General features: G+C 60.0%; 22 protein-coding genes and 1 tRNA gene. 16 read left to right on the forward strand and 7 right to left on the reverse strand.

Annotation, left to right across the window (positions count from 1 at the left end; translation table 11 throughout):
• Positions 1-49 precede the first annotated feature (49 nt).
• Both ACR0J1_RS00575 and ACR0J1_RS00580 read right to left on the reverse strand, forming a co-directional pair.
• Positions 50-475, reverse strand: a complete 426-nt coding sequence (locus ACR0J1_RS00575) for an SRPBCC family protein (RefSeq protein ID WP_480730235.1) — start codon at positions 473-475, stop codon at positions 50-52.
• A complete protein-coding gene (locus ACR0J1_RS00580) occupies positions 472-792 on the reverse strand; it encodes an ArsR/SmtB family transcription factor (protein WP_480730233.1) in 321 nt (106 codons plus the stop codon). Before ACR0J1_RS00580 ends, ACR0J1_RS00575 begins: the two co-directional genes overlap by 4 nt.
• 112 nt (positions 793-904) lie before the next feature.
• Here ACR0J1_RS00580 and ACR0J1_RS00585 point away from each other — a divergent pair, with 112 nt between their 5' ends.
• Positions 905-1,336 (forward strand): MmcB family DNA repair protein, encoded by a 432-nt coding sequence (locus ACR0J1_RS00585; protein ID WP_480730231.1) that lies wholly within the window; start codon positions 905-907, stop codon positions 1,334-1,336.
• Here the strand turns inward: ACR0J1_RS00585 and ACR0J1_RS00590 are convergent.
• Entirely contained in the window at positions 1,333-1,521 is a 189-nt protein-coding gene (locus ACR0J1_RS00590; protein WP_480730229.1) for a DUF6324 family protein, read from the reverse strand. The two genes, ACR0J1_RS00585 and ACR0J1_RS00590, sit on opposite strands and share 4 nt — an antisense overlap.
• A gap of 78 nt (positions 1,522-1,599) precedes the next feature.
• Between ACR0J1_RS00590 and ACR0J1_RS00595 the strand changes: the two genes are divergently transcribed.
• From ACR0J1_RS00595 to ACR0J1_RS00625, 7 genes are all read left to right on the forward strand, one after another.
• Positions 1,600-2,082: an N-acetyltransferase family protein gene (locus tag ACR0J1_RS00595; RefSeq protein WP_480730227.1), complete on the forward strand. Its 483-nt coding sequence runs from the start codon at positions 1,600-1,602 to the stop codon at positions 2,080-2,082.
• Positions 2,083-2,129: 47 nt separating this feature from the next.
• Positions 2,130-2,206, forward strand: a tRNA-His gene (locus tag ACR0J1_RS00600).
• A gap of 92 nt (positions 2,207-2,298) precedes the next feature.
• Positions 2,299-3,309, forward strand: a complete 1,011-nt coding sequence (dusA, locus tag ACR0J1_RS00605; RefSeq protein WP_480730225.1) for a tRNA dihydrouridine(20/20a) synthase DusA — start codon at positions 2,299-2,301, stop codon at positions 3,307-3,309.
• A gap of 28 nt (positions 3,310-3,337) precedes the next feature.
• Complete coding sequence (locus tag ACR0J1_RS00610) at positions 3,338-4,162, forward strand: sulfite exporter TauE/SafE family protein (RefSeq protein ID WP_480730223.1); 825 nt, start codon at positions 3,338-3,340, stop codon at positions 4,160-4,162.
• Entirely contained in the window at positions 4,156-4,941 is a 786-nt protein-coding gene (locus tag ACR0J1_RS00615; RefSeq protein ID WP_480730221.1) for a hypothetical protein, read from the forward strand. Before ACR0J1_RS00610 ends, ACR0J1_RS00615 begins: the two co-directional genes overlap by 7 nt.
• A gap of 36 nt (positions 4,942-4,977) precedes the next feature.
• The gene (locus tag ACR0J1_RS00620) at positions 4,978-5,706 is read left to right on the forward strand and encodes a SpoIIAA family protein (RefSeq protein WP_480730220.1); all 729 of its coding nucleotides are present in this window, start codon (positions 4,978-4,980) and stop codon (positions 5,704-5,706) included.
• Positions 5,707-5,877: 171 nt separating this feature from the next.
• On the forward strand, positions 5,878-6,189 hold the full coding sequence (locus ACR0J1_RS00625; RefSeq protein WP_480730218.1) for a hypothetical protein: 312 nt from the start codon (positions 5,878-5,880) through the stop codon (positions 6,187-6,189).
• On the opposite strand, the gene ACR0J1_RS00630 is transcribed toward ACR0J1_RS00625, so the two are convergent.
• From ACR0J1_RS00630 to ccmI, 3 genes are read right to left on the reverse strand one after another with little or no spacing between them, the layout of a single operon-like run.
• The gene (locus ACR0J1_RS00630) at positions 6,190-6,423 is read right to left on the reverse strand and encodes a DUF1289 domain-containing protein (protein WP_480730216.1); all 234 of its coding nucleotides are present in this window, start codon (positions 6,421-6,423) and stop codon (positions 6,190-6,192) included. It lies immediately after the preceding gene.
• Positions 6,424-6,440: 17 nt separating this feature from the next.
• Positions 6,441-6,905 (reverse strand): Holliday junction resolvase RuvX, encoded by a 465-nt coding sequence (gene ruvX / locus ACR0J1_RS00635; protein ID WP_480730214.1) that lies wholly within the window; start codon positions 6,903-6,905, stop codon positions 6,441-6,443.
• The gene (ccmI, locus tag ACR0J1_RS00640) at positions 6,902-8,140 is read right to left on the reverse strand and encodes a c-type cytochrome biogenesis protein CcmI (RefSeq protein WP_480730212.1); all 1,239 of its coding nucleotides are present in this window, start codon (positions 8,138-8,140) and stop codon (positions 6,902-6,904) included. Before ccmI ends, ruvX begins: the two co-directional genes overlap by 4 nt.
• Before the next feature lie 176 nt (positions 8,141-8,316).
• On the opposite strand from ccmI, the gene ACR0J1_RS00645 reads away from it, so the two are divergent.
• The 4 genes from ACR0J1_RS00645 (at position 8,317) to ACR0J1_RS00660 (ending at position 13,631) form a co-directional block, all read left to right on the forward strand.
• Positions 8,317-9,561, forward strand: coding sequence for a sarcosine oxidase subunit beta family protein (locus tag ACR0J1_RS00645; protein WP_480730211.1), 1,245 nt, complete (start codon positions 8,317-8,319; stop codon positions 9,559-9,561).
• A gap of 84 nt (positions 9,562-9,645) precedes the next feature.
• A complete protein-coding gene (locus ACR0J1_RS00650) occupies positions 9,646-9,975 on the forward strand; it encodes a sarcosine oxidase subunit delta (protein ID WP_480730209.1) in 330 nt (109 codons plus the stop codon).
• 67 nt (positions 9,976-10,042) lie between these two features.
• The gene (locus ACR0J1_RS00655) at positions 10,043-13,072 is read left to right on the forward strand and encodes a sarcosine oxidase subunit alpha family protein (protein ID WP_480730208.1); all 3,030 of its coding nucleotides are present in this window, start codon (positions 10,043-10,045) and stop codon (positions 13,070-13,072) included.
• Positions 13,065-13,631, forward strand: coding sequence for a sarcosine oxidase subunit gamma (locus ACR0J1_RS00660; RefSeq protein ID WP_480730206.1), 567 nt, complete (start codon positions 13,065-13,067; stop codon positions 13,629-13,631). The genes ACR0J1_RS00655 and ACR0J1_RS00660 overlap by 8 nt, the downstream gene beginning before the upstream one ends.
• A 107-nt stretch (positions 13,632-13,738) precedes the next feature.
• Here ACR0J1_RS00660 and ACR0J1_RS00665 read toward each other — a convergent pair whose 3' ends face one another.
• Complete coding sequence (locus ACR0J1_RS00665) at positions 13,739-14,506, reverse strand: FkbM family methyltransferase (RefSeq protein WP_480730205.1); 768 nt, start codon at positions 14,504-14,506, stop codon at positions 13,739-13,741.
• A 100-nt stretch (positions 14,507-14,606) separates the two neighbouring features.
• Between ACR0J1_RS00665 and ACR0J1_RS00670 the strand changes: the two genes are divergently transcribed.
• The 4 genes from ACR0J1_RS00670 to ACR0J1_RS00685 all read left to right on the forward strand — a co-directional run bounded on the left by ACR0J1_RS00670 (position 14,607) and on the right by ACR0J1_RS00685 (position 17,396).
• On the forward strand, positions 14,607-15,206 hold the full coding sequence (locus ACR0J1_RS00670) for a superoxide dismutase (RefSeq protein ID WP_480730203.1): 600 nt from the start codon (positions 14,607-14,609) through the stop codon (positions 15,204-15,206).
• 4 nt (positions 15,207-15,210) lie between these two features.
• Positions 15,211-16,092, forward strand: coding sequence for a metallophosphoesterase (locus tag ACR0J1_RS00675; RefSeq protein WP_480730202.1), 882 nt, complete (start codon positions 15,211-15,213; stop codon positions 16,090-16,092).
• Between the two features lie 206 nt (positions 16,093-16,298).
• Positions 16,299-16,751 (forward strand): host attachment family protein, encoded by a 453-nt coding sequence (locus ACR0J1_RS00680; protein WP_480730201.1) that lies wholly within the window; start codon positions 16,299-16,301, stop codon positions 16,749-16,751.
• Positions 16,752-16,910: 159 nt separating this feature from the next.
• Positions 16,911-17,396, forward strand: coding sequence for a hypothetical protein (locus tag ACR0J1_RS00685; protein WP_480730199.1), 486 nt, complete (start codon positions 16,911-16,913; stop codon positions 17,394-17,396).
• Positions 17,397-17,408: the final 12 nt, after the last annotated feature.

A 17,408-nucleotide genomic window follows, 5' to 3' on the forward strand; every position in this document is an offset into this window, starting at 1 on the left:
AGGCCTAAGTAGGGCGTGAAGCGGGTTCGCACAAGGGGTTCATTGGGGGTCAGGCGTCAACAGTTTCGTGCAGCGCGGTGCGCATCTTGCCGAAATGCTCGTCCCATCCATTGTCGAGGGCAAGGATCAGGCCGAAGGCGTCCGCACCTTGCGGCAGACCTTCATGCGCCAAGCTGAGGCGTGTTCCCCCGGCGACGGGGTCCAGTGTCCATTTCACGACGCTCACAACGTCCCCCATCGGTTTCACAGTGAAGGTGTACTCAAGATACTCCGGAGGTCGCGCCTCACGTATTTCGCCCCAGATCAGAAGATCACCGCTGGTTGTCCCGAACATCTCAAGCTTTTGCCCCGCAGCCAGGGGCCGTTCGGGCTTGTGGAACCACTCGGCCAGCCTGTCTGGCTCGGTCAGATAGTCCCAAACGACATCCGGCGTCGCGCGGAGAAAGATGGTTTTCTGCAAAACTGCGTCAGTCATTTCTTATTCCCTTCAATAGCTTCTTTCAGATTGGCAAGACGATCATCCCAGAACCGGTCGAAGTAGCTGAGCCAGTCCAGAACCGGGGCCATCCCCTGAGGTTCAAGGCGATTGATGCGTTCGCGACCGCGGGCCTCGACCGTGATCAGGCCGCCATCTGACAGGACGATCAGATGCTTTTTCACGGCGGCGCGGGTCATGTCGAACCGCTCGGTTAGTTGCGCAATCGTCATGTCTTGTGCGGCGAGCATCTGCACAATGTCCCGCCGGGTCGGATCGGCAAGCGCCCGGAACGCGTTTTGGGTTTGCGAGTTCATGCTAAACTCCATTCGATACCATTTGGTTTCGTATTAATGAGATACCAAATGGTACTATGTCAAGGGGAAGCAGGAGCTTGATTTTTGTTCACGAATTGTTCACATTCCAACCATGACACTGGATTTGCAACCCGGACAAAAACTGGCCCGAGGTGTATCGCGGCACCTAGCGACCCATGGCTATGTTTCGATTGAAGAATTCGTGCCCGCCCGAGGGCTGCGGGTCGACGTGATGGGATTGGGCCCGAAGGGCGAGCTATGGGTGGTCGAATGTAAATCCAGTCGTGCCGATTACCAGTCGGATTCAAAATGGCAGGGCTATCTGGAGTGGTGCGACCGATTCTTCTGGGCGGTTGATACCGATTTTCCGACAGAGTTGTTGCCACCAGAGACCGGGTTGATCATCGCAGATGCCTACGATGCGGAAATCATCCGTATGAGCCCGGAAAACAAGCTGGCCCCGGCGCGACGCAAAAAGATGATCCAGAAGTTTGCCGTGGATGCCGCCCGCAGATTGCAGGCCCTGCGCGATCCCCGGGTTTAGCCTTTGACGGCGCGTGCGGCCTGTGCGGCGGCGCGGATTTCCTCGGCGATTTCTTCGGCTTCTTCCGGGTCGAAATCCATCGGAATCTCGATCCCGGTGCCCTCGATGAACAGGCGCACCATGCCCTGATCGGTCGGACCGATTTGCAGGTTCGCTTCGATATCGCGTTCGGTGTTGATGCCCATGTACGCCTCCGGGAATTGCGCCTTGGTGCTACCGCGCAAAGGGTTGAGAATCAAGCGACCAATGCGGTCAGATAGGGCATGGACAAGATCACACTCAGACCCTTTCGCGCCGAGGATGCACCCTGGCTGGTCGAGCAGCACGCGGACCACTACGCCAACGTGGAAGGCTTTGATGACAGCTTTGGTGAACTTGTTGCTGACATCCTCGCCGCGTTTGTTGCGGAAAACGACCCCGAAAGGGAACGCGGTTGGATCGCTGAACGCGATGGGCACCCTCAGGGCAGTATCTTCTGTGTCTCCCTGGGTCGGCAAACCGCCAAACTGCGCCTGTTCTACCTTTGCCCCGAGGCGCGCGGGCAGGGGGTGGGCAAGCGCCTTTTGACCACTTGCATGAGCTTTGCGCGCGAGGTTGGGTATCGCGAAATGGTGCTGTGGACCCATGAAAGCCATACTGCGGCCTGCGCGCTTTACCGCGCCTTCGGGTGGCAGTTGACAGGCAGCAAGCCGGTGCATTCATTCGGCGTCGATCTGGTGGAACAAAGCTGGCGAATTCAGCTTTAATCCTCTTGCAATCCCTGCACGCGTTCGCTAAATCGCCCCTCACGAGTGCCGCCTTAGCTCAGTTGGTTAGAGCGCTGGATTGTGGATCCAGAGGTCCCCTGTTCAAGCCAGGGAGGCGGTACCATTTCCCCGATCCTGAGAATGATTTGCTGATCGTGTCTGTTTCGGTATATCCGATGCTTGCCGCAAGCCGCATCCTGATCAAGTAGCCAAGACATGCCGGAAGAGAACCTCAAAGATATCCGCAGAAGCGCCCGCCTGAGCGTGGCACCCATGATGGATTGGACTGACAGGCATTGCAGGTATTTGCACCGCCTGCTCAGCTCGGAAACACTGCTTTATACCGAGATGGTCACGGCACCGGCGCTGGTGCGGGGTGGTGCGCTGCATCTGCTGGACTTTAGCCCGCAGGAACATCCGGTTGCCCTGCAACTGGGGGGATCGGACCCTCGGGAACTGGCGCAGGCGGCAAAACTGGGGGCGGATGCAGGGTATGACGAGGTTAATCTGAACTGCGGTTGCCCCTCGGATCGGGTGCAGTCCGGGACCTTTGGTGCGGTGCTGATGCGATCGCCGGAAAAGGTCGCCGACTGTGTTGCGGCGATGCGCGAGGCGGTGGACGCCGAAGTTACCGTGAAGTGCCGCATTGGCGTTGACGAACAGGAGCCTGCCGAAGTTTTGCCCACGTTCCTCGAACGGATTCGCGCGGCGGGGTGTACGCGCGTCACCATCCATGCGCGCAAGGCTTGGTTGCAGGGGCTAAGCCCCAAGGAAAATAGGGATATTCCGCCGCTGGATTATGATCTCGTAAATCGCATGAAAGCGGATTTTCCGGATATGCATATTTCGATCAATGGCGGCATCACCTCGCTTGCTCAAGCGCAGCAGCATCTTGAGGCGGGGCTGGACGGTGTCATGATCGGACGCGCGGCTTATCATCAGCCCACCGATATTCTGGCCGCCGCGGACTCGCTGATTTTCGGAACTGAAGGGGTCGCTGACCCGACAGATGTGGTGCACAAAATGCTGCCCTATGTCGAGGCGCACCTTGCCGACGGTGGACGTTTGCACCAGATCACCCGGCATATGCTGGGCCTGTTTGCGGGGTGTCCCGGCGCGCGGGGGTGGCGGCGGATACTGTCCGAAGGAGCTGTGCGCGACCAAGCCGGACCCGAAGTGATCCTGCAGGCGCTGGAAGCTGTCGCAGCACAGTCGCAGATGGTTTGATGCGGCCCCAGGGCCGGTAGGGGGGATGATGCCCGAGACGATGTTGCTGGCCCAGATGCTGGGCCTTTTGCTTGTGATCGGCGCTTTGGCCGGGGTGCTGGCCGGGCTGTTGGGTGTGGGCGGTGGGATTGTTCTGGTGCCTGCATTTTTCTATGCATTTCAGACGCTTGGCTATGGTGGCCCGCAATTGATGCAACTGTGTCTGGCGACATCTCTGGCGACGATCATTGTCACCTCGGTCCGGTCGGTTCTGAGCCACAACAAGAAAGGCGCGGTTGATTGGGAGATCCTGCGCAGCTGGGGCCCGGGGATAGCCCTAGGGGCGGTGGTTGGCGTTCTGGTGGCTTCGGCGTTGCGCACGGAACTGCTGCAGGCGCTGTTTGGTGTGCTTGGGATGGTGATCGGCCTATATCTTGGTCTGGGCAAATCCGAATGGCGGCTGGGGGATGCAATGCCCAAGGGGGTGCGCCGTGCCGTTCTGTCTCCGTCGGTCGGGTTTCTGTCGGTACTGATGGGCATCGGCGGAGGCAGCTTCGGTGTGCCGCTGATGAGCCTCTACAACACTCCCATTCACCGGGCTGTGGCCACGGCGGCCGGATTTGGAGTCATCATTGCGGTGCCCTCGGTGATTGGCTTTCTGTTTCTGAACATTTCACCGGAACACCGCCCTCCGCTGACCATCGGTGCGGTCAATCTGGTGGCGTTCGCCATTGTCGTGGCGATGACGATGATCACTGCGCCCTGGGGCGTGAAACTGGCCCATGCGATGGATCCGAAACCATTGAAACGGGTGTTCGCCGTGTTTCTGACACTGGTCGCGCTGAACATGCTGAGAAAGGCGCTGGGATGGTAGAGGCGTTTCATCAGCGGGGCTGGGTTAAGTTCCCTCATGATCAGGCGTTGATGGATTGGGTGACGCAGGTTTTGCCCGCCGCGCGGGCCTCGGTCTCGGACCCGGCCCATGCAGAATGGCATGATTGCGCGGGCACGTGGTTCATCGGTGTCGATGCGCTGAACAACGACGCGCAGGGCAGGGTGGATGGGTTGTCCGCCTTGCCGGGTGCAGCCATTGAATTTGCGCGGCGGCAGTTCGGACCGATTGATTTGCACAAAGGGCAGGTCTCGGTGATTTATCCCGGCTATCCGCAGCCGCGGCGCGGCGAAAGCGCGGCTGCGGCGCGGTATCGGGCCAACCGCGACGCCGCCCATGTGGACGGCCTCAAGCCTGCGGGGCCTGATCGGCGGCGCCGGGTCGATGAACCTCATGCCTGGATACTGGGCATCCCGCTGACTACGGCCAGCGCGGACGCATCGCCGATGGTGGTCTGGGACGGCAGCCATCGGATATTGGGGGCCGCGTTTCGCAAGGCGCTACAGGGTGTGCCGCCCGGACAACTGCCCGAAACGGATATCACCGATATCTACCAGACCGCGCGCCGAGAGGTCTTTGAGACCTGTCCCCGTATCGAGTTGCCAGCGCGCCCGGGCGAGGCCTATCTGTTGCATCGCCACTGTCTGCACGGGGTCGCGCCCTGGGGGGCGGGGGCCCGCGCCGGGCCGGATGGCCGGATGATCGCCTATTTCCGCCCCGAACTGCCCGGCGGTGTAGCGCAATGGATCGAATCTCCTTAACCTTCTGCCATTGTTTGGCTTTGGAGAGTTGGTTCAATGATTACGGTTCGCACAAATTCCGATGGCGCTTTGATCGAGGTGGAACTGTCTGGGCAGGTTACAAGTGCCGATTACGCGACGACGCTTGTCCCCGCTATTGAGGCTGCCTTGGAAGAACATGACTCGGTGCGCCTGCTGGCCATCGTGGATGCCGAGTTCAAGGGATACGATCTGGGTGCCGCGTGGTCGGATACCAAGCTGGGGCTGAGCCATTGGCGCGGTTTTGACCGGATCGGCGTTGTGGCGGATCAGGGTTGGGTACAGACCAGCATCCGTCTGGCCGCACCGATCCTGCCTTGTCCGGTCCAGGTATTCGAAATGGCCGAACTGGAAACCGCCCGCCGCTGGATGCGGGAATCTCTGGGTGCGATTCATGTGACTGATCTGGGCGGCCCCTGCATTCAGATCAGTCTGATGGGCAAGCTGGATTCGAATGAGTACCAGCAGGCGCAAACGGATCTGGACGCGCTGCTGCAAAACCGTGATGGATTTCGCATGTTGATTGATCTGCGTGAGTTTGACGGCTGGCAGGGCCTCACGGCGATGGGGGCGCATTTCCGGCTGGCGGCGGGTCATATCGGTTTGCTGGACCGGGCGGCGATTGTTGGTGACAAGAACTGGCAGAAAATGGCGCAGCGCATGGCCAGCCACGTTCTGGGGACGCGTACGCAGTATTTCCCGGCTGCCGAGTACGAAAACGCCAAGACCTGGCTGGCAGCGGGCTGAGTGCTGTTTGGCGACGGGTGCGCATCCGTGACGTCGCGTTACAAATAGTGGCGGGCGTCCGGTGGTCGGCCGTGTAAGCGGCCCGTTTCAAAGGAAAACCCGTCGCAGGCCCGTGATACTGCCAAATTCGTGCTGTTTTTCCCCCCTGTTTCCTGTGGGCACAGTCTCTACATGCGCTGCATCGATGCGGACAACCTCTGGTGGTGGCTGCTCCGTCGTCCGTTTGCCGTGAGTTCAGCGCGGCATACGATTTTCAGGCACGATTTGAAGGAGAAGATACTTATGAGGAAATTGCTTTCCAGTGTCTTTGACGGCACCACGCTGCGTATTCCAATTCCAGGAAGCTTGCCGCAGACAGCTGACAAGGCAAACCCGGACCGGGTGAGGAAGTCCGAAGTCATGACTCTGTTTCAGCAGGATTTGTCACAGATGCCAGAATGGCACCAAAGCCGGGCCAGAACATCTGACAAGGCGCGCCGGTGATTACTTGCGCGTCATACGCGCCGCGCGCCCTCCGCGGCGTTTGACCAGCTGGGGTTTGCGATCCGGCAGGGCCTGCATGATTTCGGCCCGCTCGGCACTGTCCATTTTGGACCAGCGCGAGATTTCGTCAATGGTGCGGTAGCAGCCGGTGCAGATGCGTTCGGTCGGGTGGACGACGCAAATCTGGATACAAGGGCTTTCGACCTCATCCCGTTTCCAAACCATGTTCGTCATTGGCGTTTCCCGATCCGTCACAGAAAGCGCAACCTGTCCAGCGCTCCTTGCAGGATATAACCTGCGGCGACGTGATCAATAACCTGTCCGCGACGTTTTCGTGTCGTATCCGCCTCAAGCAGCGCCTTTTCGGCGGCCACGGTGCTCAGCCGTTCGTCCCAGAACCCGATAGGGATATCGGTCAGACGCGATAAATTGCGGGCAAAAGCGCGCGTGGACTGGCAGCGCGGGCCTTCGCTGCCGTCCATGTTCCGGGGCAGGCCCAGAACGATCCCGCCGATCTCACGTTCGGTCACAATTTCGATCAGGCGGGCGGAATCCAGCGTGAATTTCTTGCGCCGCACCGTTTCCAGCGGGCTGGCAACCCCACGCATCCGGTCCGAGACGGCCACGCCGATGGTCTTCTCGCCCAGATCCAGCCCCATCAGCGCCTGCATCCGGGTCAGCGCTGCGGCGAAATCTTCGAACGCGTCAAAGATCATTGCGCGATGCCGGCCTGCGTGGACGCCGCAGCGATCACTGAAAGCGCGGCATCGTTTCCGGCAAAGACCGTCTGCGCCTCGTCCCGGATGGCTATGGCTCGGTCGGTTTCGCCCAGAACGCCGAGGGCCGCGATCAGTCGTCCCCACTCCTCGGGCGAGCCGCCCTCGGTCGCCAGCCGGTCGGATAACTGATCTACCATGCCGCGGATCATCTCTTGCCGTTCTTCCGGGGTCAGTGCAGCGGCGGCCTCCATGTCCTGCTGGCTGGGGCCGGGGGTTGCGCTCGGGTCGGGGGTCGCGCTCAGGTCGGGGGCGTTGAATACGCCCGCGCGAAAGGCCAGTTCGTCGATCTGCCCGCGAATGGCCTCGGCCCAGGGCGCACCGGTAGGGGCGTCGCGCAGCGTATCCACCCAGACGCGGTAAGCCATGTCGGGCCGCCCGGTCTGCGCCAACATCTGCCCCCAGTAATAGCGCGCGGGCCCCAGCGTGGGGTCGCGGTCCAGTGCCTGCTGCAAGGCGTCCTCGGCCTCGGGTGAGACATAACCACCTGCAGCCAGGATCATCATCTCAGCCAGATCGTAATACGCTTCGGCTGGGGCGTTGCCGTCCGACAGTTCAATCGCGCGCGTCTGCGCCTGATAGCCCGCCTTGAAGTTCCCCGCATTGGTTTCATGCTGTGCCAGCAGAAGATGCCCCTGAAGGTCATCGGGGCGTTCAGCCACGGTTTCACGCAGGCGGGCCAGCAGAGTGGCATAGCTTTCTTCCAGCGCGGGGGGCTCGAACGGGGTGGCCATATCCTCGGCGTCGGCCTGGCTCGGGCGGTTCTCGCGTAGCTCATCGGCCATCTCGATGCGGGCGGTCAGCGGCATGTCGGGAAAACCCGCGGCACCCATCTGGCGGTACATCCACATGCCTCCGCCAATCAGCACTGCGGCCATTATCAGCAGCGTTATCGCTGATACGACGCGCGAGGGACCCGCCCCCTTGGTCTCGCCCCTGATCTGCGCATCAGCCGCCAGAATGCGACGAGAGATTTCGGTGCGCACCCGTTCGGCGTCGGCCTGCGCAATAACACCGCGGGCCAGATCGCGGTCGACGCTGGCCAACTGTTCACGGTAGACGCGCAGGTCATACGCGGCCGCGGGCTCGCCGCCGCGGCGTCCGCGTAGCATGGAATACCCCAGAAACACCACGATCAGCAGCGCAATGAGAAAGATCAGAACCCAGAACGTCATGGTGCCTCCGAAATGACTGCCCTGACTTAGACCTGTCGGCGGCGCGAAAAAAGGGACAAATGGCCGCGAATGACGTTCATGTCGCAATAGTGCATTATTGCGGCGTTGCTTGGCACGGGTAAAATGGCGCCGCGCGGCATATCTGCGCCCAATCACGGAACCGAATGGATTCGCTCATGAGACACTATTCTGCCTTTGCTGTGGCCCGCGAGGCGCTGCGCTATCACACCGGATGGGAACGCGCATGGCGTTCGCCCCAGCCCAAGAAACGCTATGATGTCATCATTGTTGGTGCGGGCGGGCATGGTCTGGCGACTGCGTATTACCTTGGCAAGAACTATGGCATCCAGAATGTCGCCGTGATCGAGAAAGGCTGGCTGGGCGGTGGTAACACCGGACGGAACACCACGATCATCCGGTCGAACTATCTGCAGGATCCGTCGGCGGCGCTGTATGAGAAGGCGCGGGGCCTCTATGAGGACCTGAGCCAGGACCTGAACTATAACATCATGTTCAGCCCCCGCGGTGTGATCATGCTTGCGCAGACCCAGCATGAGATTCGCGGCTATCAGCGTACGGCACACGCCAACGCGCTGCAGGGCGTGAAGACCGAGTGGATCGGCCCCGAGCGCGTCAAAGAGCTGGTTCCAATTATCAATCTCGAAGGTCCGCGCTATCCGGTTCTGGGCGGTCTCTGGCAGGAACGCGGCGGCACCGCGCGTCATGATGCGGTGGCGTGGGGTTATGCGCGCGCCTGTTCGGCGATGGGGATGGACATCATCCAGCAATGCGAAGTTACCGGCGTGCGGTCCGAAAATGGCCGTGTGGTCGGCGTCGACACCACCAAGGGTGCCATCGACTGTGACAAGTTGGGCATCGTCGTTGCGGGCCACTCGGGTCAACTGGCCGAGATGGCGGGCTTCCGTCTACCGCTGGAAGCCGTTGCGCTGCAGGCGCTGGTGTCTGAGCCGATCAAGCCCTGCATGGACGTGGTTGTGATGGCCAACACCGTGCATGGCTATATGTCCCAGTCCGACAAGGGCGAGATGGTGATCGGGGGCGGTACCGACGGGTTCAACAACTACACCCAGCGCGGATCGTTCCATCATATCGAGGAAACCGTGCGGGCGCTGGTCGAGACCTTCCCGATGATCTCGCGCCTGAAGATGCTGCGCCAGTGGGGCGGGATCGTGGATATGACCGGCGACCGGTCTCCGATCCTGTCGAAGACGCCTCTGGGCGGGTGCTTCATCAATGCGGGCTGGGGGACCGGTGGTTTCAAGGCCATTCCGGGCTCGGGCTGGGGTATGGCGCAGCTGATGGCCACAGGCCATTCGCCGCTGACCGAAGCCTTTACGCTGGACCGTTTCAAAGAAGGCCGCTTCATCGATGAAAGCGTCGCCGCCGGGGTGGCGCACTGATGGAGATTTTTCGTCGAAAAATCTCGCGCGCCTTCTACGTAGTTTTGCGGGCCGCCCCGTCGTGCCTGCCGAAAGGATGACCATATGCTGATCCTGAATTGCCCCTATTGCGGCGTCGATGCCGAAGAAACCGAACTGGCCGCCGGTGGCGAGGCGCATCTGAAGCGCTTTGGTCCCGGCTCGTCGGATGATGACTTCCACGATTACCTGTTCATGCGCGAAAACCCCAAAGGCGTGCATTTCGAACGCTGGCGCCACGCCAATGGCTGCGGCAAGTGGTTCCACGCGGCGCGCTGCACACAAACGCTGGAAATCTTTGGCACCTATTCGGCGCAAACCACCGAGCCGCCGCAAGAGATCAAGGATGCCATCTCTGCCAAGCGCCCGGGCTGGACGTGGAGAGAACTCTCCTGATGTTTCACCTTTTCAAAAATACTCCCGCCGGAGGCCCCTGCGCCTCCACATGCGAAAGGTCCGCACCATGAGCACCCGCCTCGCGAAACAAGGCCGCCTGATCGATCGGTCGAAACAGGTCACGTTCACCTTTAATGGCACCTCGATGCAGGGCTATGCGGGCGATACGCTCGCCTCGGCGCTGCTGGCCAATGATCAGATGATGATGGGCCGCTCGTTCAAATACCACCGCCCACGCGGCGTGGTTGCCAGCGGCGCAGAGGAACCCAACGCGTTGGTCGGTTTGGGGCAGGGTGCCCGGTTCGAGCCTAACCAGCGCGCCACCACGACCGAGCTGTTCGACGGCCTGACCTCGATCTCGCAGAACCACTGGCCGAGCCTTGAACACGATATCGGCGCCGTGAACACCGCCTTCGCACGGTTCCTGCCTGCCGGGTTCTATTACAAGACGTTCATCCACCCCAAACCGTTCTGGAAACACGTCTATGAGCCGTTCATCCGGCAATCGGCGGGTCTGGGCAAGGCGCCTGACAAAGAGACGAAGGATGCCGACACGTATGAACACTTCTATGCCTTTACCGATGTCCTGGTGATTGGCGGTGGTGTTGCTGGCCTTCAGGCAGCCAAAACGGCGGCGCAATCGGGAGCCAAAGTGCTGCTGATCGAGCAGACCGCGCATTGGGGCGGTCGTGCGCCGGTTGATGGTGGCACGGTCAACGATGAACCTGTGGATAAGTTCGTGGAACAATTAGTTTCCGAACTCGAAACAATGAGCAACGTGACCATGCGCAATCGCTGCATGGGCGCGGGTGTCTATGACCACGGTTACGTGCTGGGTTACGAGCGTCTGACGGACCATACTCCGGGTGTGCAAGGACCCCGTCACCGTCTGTGGCGCATCCGGGCTAAACAGGTCGTTACCGCAACGGGTGCTATTGAGCGGCCGTTGTCCTTTGCGGGCAATGATGTGCCTGGCGTGATGCTGGCCTCGGCCATGCGGGACTATGTCGTGAACTGGGGCGTGACGCCCGGGGAACGGGTCATTGTCGCCACCAATAACGACGACGCCTATCGCACCGCGATTATCCTGAAACAGGCGGGTGTAGATGTTCTGCGCGTTATTGACGCGCGGGCAGCTGCTGGCCCGCTGGCGGAAGAGGCGCGTCAGTTGGGCATCCGTGTCGATCCCGGGAAGGCAATCGCCAAGGTCAAGGGCGGCAAACGGGTCAAGAAAGTCGAGCTGTGCAATCAGGACGGCATCGGCGGCGCGCGGGAAGAGGTCGAATGCGATGCGGTCGCCATGTCGGGTGGCTGGTCTCCGGTCGTACATATGTGGTCGCATTGCGGCGGCAAGCTGATTTGGGATGAGGTAAACGCTCATTTCCGCCCCGACCCGTCGCGTCCTCCGCTGGGCGCGGATGGCGAAGGGTTTGTGCTGGCCGCGGGGGCCTCGAACGGTCCGCTGGCGTTGGGAGATGTTCTGATCGATGCCGATGCGGCGGGTAAGGCGGCGGCGAAGGCGGTTGGCTGCAAAGCTAAACGCACCAAAGCCCCGGTCGGTGAAACCACCGACGAAGCTCCGATGGAAGCCGTCTGGTTGATGCCCGCCAATGCCGACGTTCAGTTGCGGATGAAATCCTGGCTGGATTTCCAGAACGACGTCAAAGTGTCCGACGTCCAGCTGGCTGCCCGCGAAGGGTACGAAAGCGTTGAGCACACAAAGCGTTATACTACGCTGGGTATGGCGACAGATCAGGGTAAGCTGAGCAATATCAACGGGTTGGCGATCCTTGCTGATGCTTTGGATTCGGAGATACCCAAGGTCGGTACCACCACGTTCCGCCCGCCCTATACCCCCATCTCGATGGGGTCGATTGGCGGCGAGGCGCGCGGTGAGGTGTTCCAGCCGATCCGGCAGACTCCGATGCACAACTGGCACGACAAGAACGGCGCTGATTGGGAGCCGGTGGGCCATTGGCGCCGGACTTATGCTTATGTCCGAGCCGGTGAATCCGTGCACGACGCGGTGAATCGCGAGGTGAAGAACACCCGCGAAAACCTCGGCCTGCTGGACGCCTCGACGCTGGGCAAGCTGATTGTCAAAGGCCCGGATGCGGGCAAGTTCCTGGACATGCTGTACACCAATATGATGTCCACGCTGAAGGTCGGCAAATGCCGCTATGGCCTGATGTGTTCGGAAAACGGCTTCCTGATTGATGACGGCGTTGTCGCCCGTATCGATGAGGATACATGGCTGTGTCATACCACCACTGGCGGCGCTGAGCGTATCCATGGCCACATGGAAGAATGGTTGCAGACCGAATGGTGGGACTGGAAAGTCTACATTGCCAATGTGACCGAGCAATACGCTCAGGTCGCTGTTGTGGGTCCGAATGCACGCAAAGTGCTGGACAAGCTGAACGCGCAAGCGGGCGGAGGCATGGACCTTTCGAAAGAGGCGCTGCCCTTCATGGAATGGCGCGACGGCAAGATCGGTGAGTTCGATGCGCGGGCCTATCGCATCTCGTTCTCGGGTGAGTTGTCTTACGAGATCGCGGTTCCGGCATCGCAGGGTCAGGCGTTCTGGGACGCTTTGATGGATGCCGGGCAGGAGTTCGGCGTGATGCCTTACGGCACCGAATGTCTGCACATCCTGCGTGCCGAGAAAGGGTTTATCATGATCGGCGACGAGACCGACGGCACCGTGATCCCGCAGGATCTGGGGCTGCACTGGGCGCTGTCGAAAAAGAAAGAGGACTACCTTGGCAAACGCGCCCATACGCGTACGCATATGGCCGACCCGGATCGCTGGAAACTGGTAGGTCTCGAAACTGTGGATGGTTCGGTCATTCCCGACGGGGCCTATGCGGTGGGCGAGGGGGTCAATGCCAACGGTCAGCGCAACATGATCGGGCGTGTGACCTCGACCTATTACTCGGCCAATCTGGGCAAGGGCATCGCCATGGGGCTGATCAAGCACGGACCTGACCGGATGGGTGAGATTGTCGAGTTCCCGGGCACGGACGGCAAGATCTACAAAGCCAAGATCGTGGATCCGATCTTCTTCGATAAGGACGGGGAGAAGCAGAATGTCTGAACCCATCAGCGCATTGAACCACGCCAGCTATGACGGCATTGCCAAGGTCGAGGAATGCGGCCTGCAAGGCATGATCACCTTGCGCGGCGATCTGTCGGACAAGGTGCTGGCCAAGGCAGTCAAGGACGCCACCGGCCAAAAGGTGCCCGGCCAGTGTGAGGCCTCAGTCAACGGTGATACCGGTGTCTGCTGGATGTCTGCGGACGAATTGCTGGTGCTGGTGCCTTATGCCGAGGTTGAGGCCAAGCTGGCTGATTTGACGGGCGCGCTCAGCGGTACCCACGCCCTGGCCGTAAATGTCTCGGACGCCCGCGCGGTGTTCCGTGTCTCGGGTGGCAGCGCCCGGGAGGTGCTTGGAAAGGTCGCCCCGGTCGAGTTGTCGACCGATGCCTTCCAGCCCGGCCACATTCGCCGGTCGCGTCTGGCGCAGGTGGCGGGCGCGTTCTGGATGGACGATGCTGAGACGTTCCGTGTTGTCTGCTTCCGCTCGACTGCGGACTACGTATTCAAGCTGCTCACGGTTGCGGCGCAGCCGGGTAGCGAAGTCGGTTACTATTAAGCGTGTGCTTAAGGAAAACTGGGAGAGGGGGCTTTGCCCCCTCGGCCTGCGGCCTCACCCCCAGGATATTTTTGGCCAGATGAAGTTTGGATCAGGTGCGGTGGGCGTCAGCGTTCTGCGCTGAACAGGAATGTGGGGAATTGGGTCTGGCCGCGCTGACCGGTCAGGGCAGGTTTGCCGGTTTCGTTCGAGAACGGGTCCTTGCAGTGGGGGTAGAAAGACAGGGTGTCTGCGAGGTCTTCCATCGCAGTGGCGCGGTTCTCGGGTTTCAGGTAGGGCGCGTGTGTTGAAAGGAACAAGGCCGGGTGCGCCTTTTCCAGCCAAGGGATGAGTGACGGCAGGACCGAGAACTCGGCCCCTTCTATGTCCATCTTGACCAAAGACACGTCGGACAGATCGACCGATGCGGCGAATTGGTCCCATCCGATTGTCATCGCGTCGGTGCCGTGGCTGCCCTCATGAAGCAGCGAGGTTGTGGAATCGCCGGCCTCTCCGTGCGCGGACGCCATTCGGGTCACGCCGAACCCGTCGGATAGGGCTATGCTGAAGGCCGAGACATTGCGGATATTGTTGAGCTCGAGGTTCCAGACCAGATGACGATAGGCCACCGGGTCGGGTTCAAAGCACCAGACATGGCGGGCACGGCGCGCGGCGTAGAGGACGGTGGGTCCAATCCAGGCGCCGATGTCCAGATAGTCTTTGTCGGGTGAGAGATACTGGTCGAGTACGGCGAAGGTCTCGGGCTCCCAATCGCCTGCCGAAGCCTTGCGCCAGAATTTCGAATGGTAAGGATCCAGGCGAAAGGGTTCTTTGTTCAAAGAGCCTGCATAATATCCGCGGGCGCGGTAGAACATCTTGCGCGCCTGTGTCAGCATCGCGGACCTCCGGGTTTTCTTGTCTCTGCCCTTGACCTATGGCCGTTGCCAAAGCATTTAACCTTTGGAACCACAACAATCATTTTAACAGGGGGCCGAGATGGCTTTTGAACTTCCTGATCTTCCTTATGCACATGACGCGCTGGCAGCCAAGGGCATGTCCGCAGAAACGCTGGAATATCACCACGATCTGCACCACAAGGCCTATGTCGACAACGGCAATAAGCTGATCGCGGGAACCGAGTGGGACGGCAAGTCGCTGGAAGAGATTATCGTGGGCACCTATGACGCGGGTGCTGTTGCGCAGAACGGTATCTTCAACAACATCAGCCAGTTGTGGAACCACAACCAGTTCTGGGAGATGATGGGCCCAGGTGATGCGGGTATGCCGGGCGAGTTGGAGAAGGCTCTGACCGAAAGCTTTGGCTCGGTTGACGAGTTCAAGTCGCAGTTCAGTGCTGCTGGTGCCGGTCAGTTCGGCTCGGGCTGGGCGTGGCTGGTCAAGAATGCGGACGGCTCGCTGGCCGTGACCAAGACCGAGAACGGCGTGAACCCGCTGTGCTTTGGTCAGACCGCGTTGCTGGGTTGTGATGTGTGGGAGCATTCCTACTACATCGATTTCCGCAACAAGCGCCCGGCTTACCTGTCGAACTTCCTCGACAATCTGGTGAACTGGGAAAACGTTGCCTCGCGGATGTGATTGATTGAATCGCAAGAGATTTCTAGAAGGCCTGCTGGCGCGCAAGCGAGCGGGCCTTTTTGGTGCCGGATATAGATACTTTATCGAGCCGGCACTAAAGTTGCATGTGCGCAAGTGGCATATAAGGCGTGACGACTGGGCGCTTCCATCGCTGCGTATCGCGGTGGTGTCTGACCTTCATGTCGGTGAACCCTTTGTGGGTCTTAGCCGAGTTAAGCAGATCGCCCGTCGCACAAACGCGATTTCACCCGACCTGATCTTGTTACCGGGCGATTTTGCGCGGGGTCACAAATTTGAGACCCGTTCCATTGGAATTGAGGAATTAGCGCCCATTCTGGCAAATCTCAAAGCTCCGTTAGGTGTGTATGCCGTTCTCGGCAATCACGATTGGTGGGAAGATCGCGAGGCGCAACGGCGGGAATGTGGTCCGAACATGGTCGCAGAAGCTCTGGAACATAGCGGGATACCGGTGCTTTCCAACTCTGCGACTAAGCCCGAAGGCGCAGGATTTTGGCTGGCAGGCCTTGAAGATCAAAGAGCGTTACGGCGCGGTTTGCGCCAAACCCAAGGGCTGGATGATTTGCCTGCGACCATGGCCCAGATCACCGACAACGCGCCTGTCATCATGATGGCCCATGAGCCTGACATCTTTCCAGATCTGCCTGATCAGGTCGCGTTGACTGTGTCTGGTCACACACATGGCGGACAAATTCGTTTATTCGGTCGGGCCCCGGTTGTGCCGTCTCGCTATGGCGAACGATACGCTTACGGTCATGTGCGCGAAAATGGCCGCGATCTGGTTGTGTCAGGTGGAATTGGATGCTCGGTTTTGCCAATTAGATTCGGAGTGACGCCGGAGATTACGGTTGTCGAACTGTCTGCCTGACAAGTGAAAACCTGCCGATAGGTCAACTTTCGACCGCAGACCTATTGTACCGGCCCCCGCAACCCCTAGCTATAGTATGCGGAGGGAGAGAACCGCCAACCAATTGAAAACAGACCCTTCAGCGCGCCGGGACACCACCGCCGCGCGACAAGGAAGCTGTGCCCGAGGGACGGGGAAATCCATGTCAATCTTTGCAGGAGACCGTAATGGCCGCACTTGAACAGGGAACTTGGGTTATCATCGCCGACGGGGAAAAGGCACTGGTGATGGAGAATATCACGGACGCACAGGACCCTAACTTAGTCGTCGTATCCGTCGAGGAGTTGGAGGCCGCCCCGGCCAAGCCCACCGATCGGGCAGGGCGCAGGACCGATACGGGGCCGAACCAGAAATCTGCCGTGGAAGAGGATAACTGGAAGACCCACGCCAGATCGCTTTTCGTGCAGGATGTGGCGAACCTGTTGAACCGGAAAGGGTTGAGAGGGGCCTATGACAGACTTGTGCTGGTCGCCAGCCCGCATGTTCTGGGCCTGTTGCGCCGTCGTCTGCACAGCGAGGTGCTGGCCAAGGTTGTGGCCGAGGTCGACAAGACGCTGACTAACCATCCGATTCACAAGGTCGAGAAATTGCTCAGGAATCGGCTGGCCCGCCCGGCGTGACATCGCTTTGAAATTGCGAATTTAATGAGTGCTTCATGAAAAATTGACGTCGGGTAATGTAATTTCCCCTCAACTGGGGCGTTTGTTCCTGACAAACCTTTCAATCATAAGGTCGCCGCACCAACGCGGCGACCGTTTCGCAGTGGAGGGTTATAGAAAATGAAGACAGCGCTAACCGCGGCGGTGCTGAGCGTTGTGGCCGCGGGGGCCACATGGGCTGACAGCACAACCCCCGAAAGCTTTCTGATCGTTGAACTTGCGGATTCGGCTCAGATTGCCGATGGCGTGCTGACCTTGGATGGCATCGATGGCTCGGTGATTGCCTTCGCTGACCGCCCCTATCGCGACACTAAGACGCTGCCGGTCGCGTCTATGCTGGAAAATTGGTCGAAAGGCGCGAACGATCTGGCTTCTGACCCGCCCAACGCCGCTTTGTCCGGCGTCGTGGATGGTGAAGAAGTCGGGCTGGTGCTTGAGTTGAGCGGCCCGAAACAGACAGGTGAGCAGCTCAGCTTTTCGATCAAGCAGCTTGCAGGCCCCCAAGTGTCGCAATTGCAGAATGTCTCTCTGATCATTGACGACATTTGCATTGATGGGACGTCGTATTGCCTGATGACTGGAAACTGGGGTGACATCGGCGGCTAGTATATTGATTGC

Source organism: Ruegeria sp. CJ3 (genome assembly GCF_056536725.1).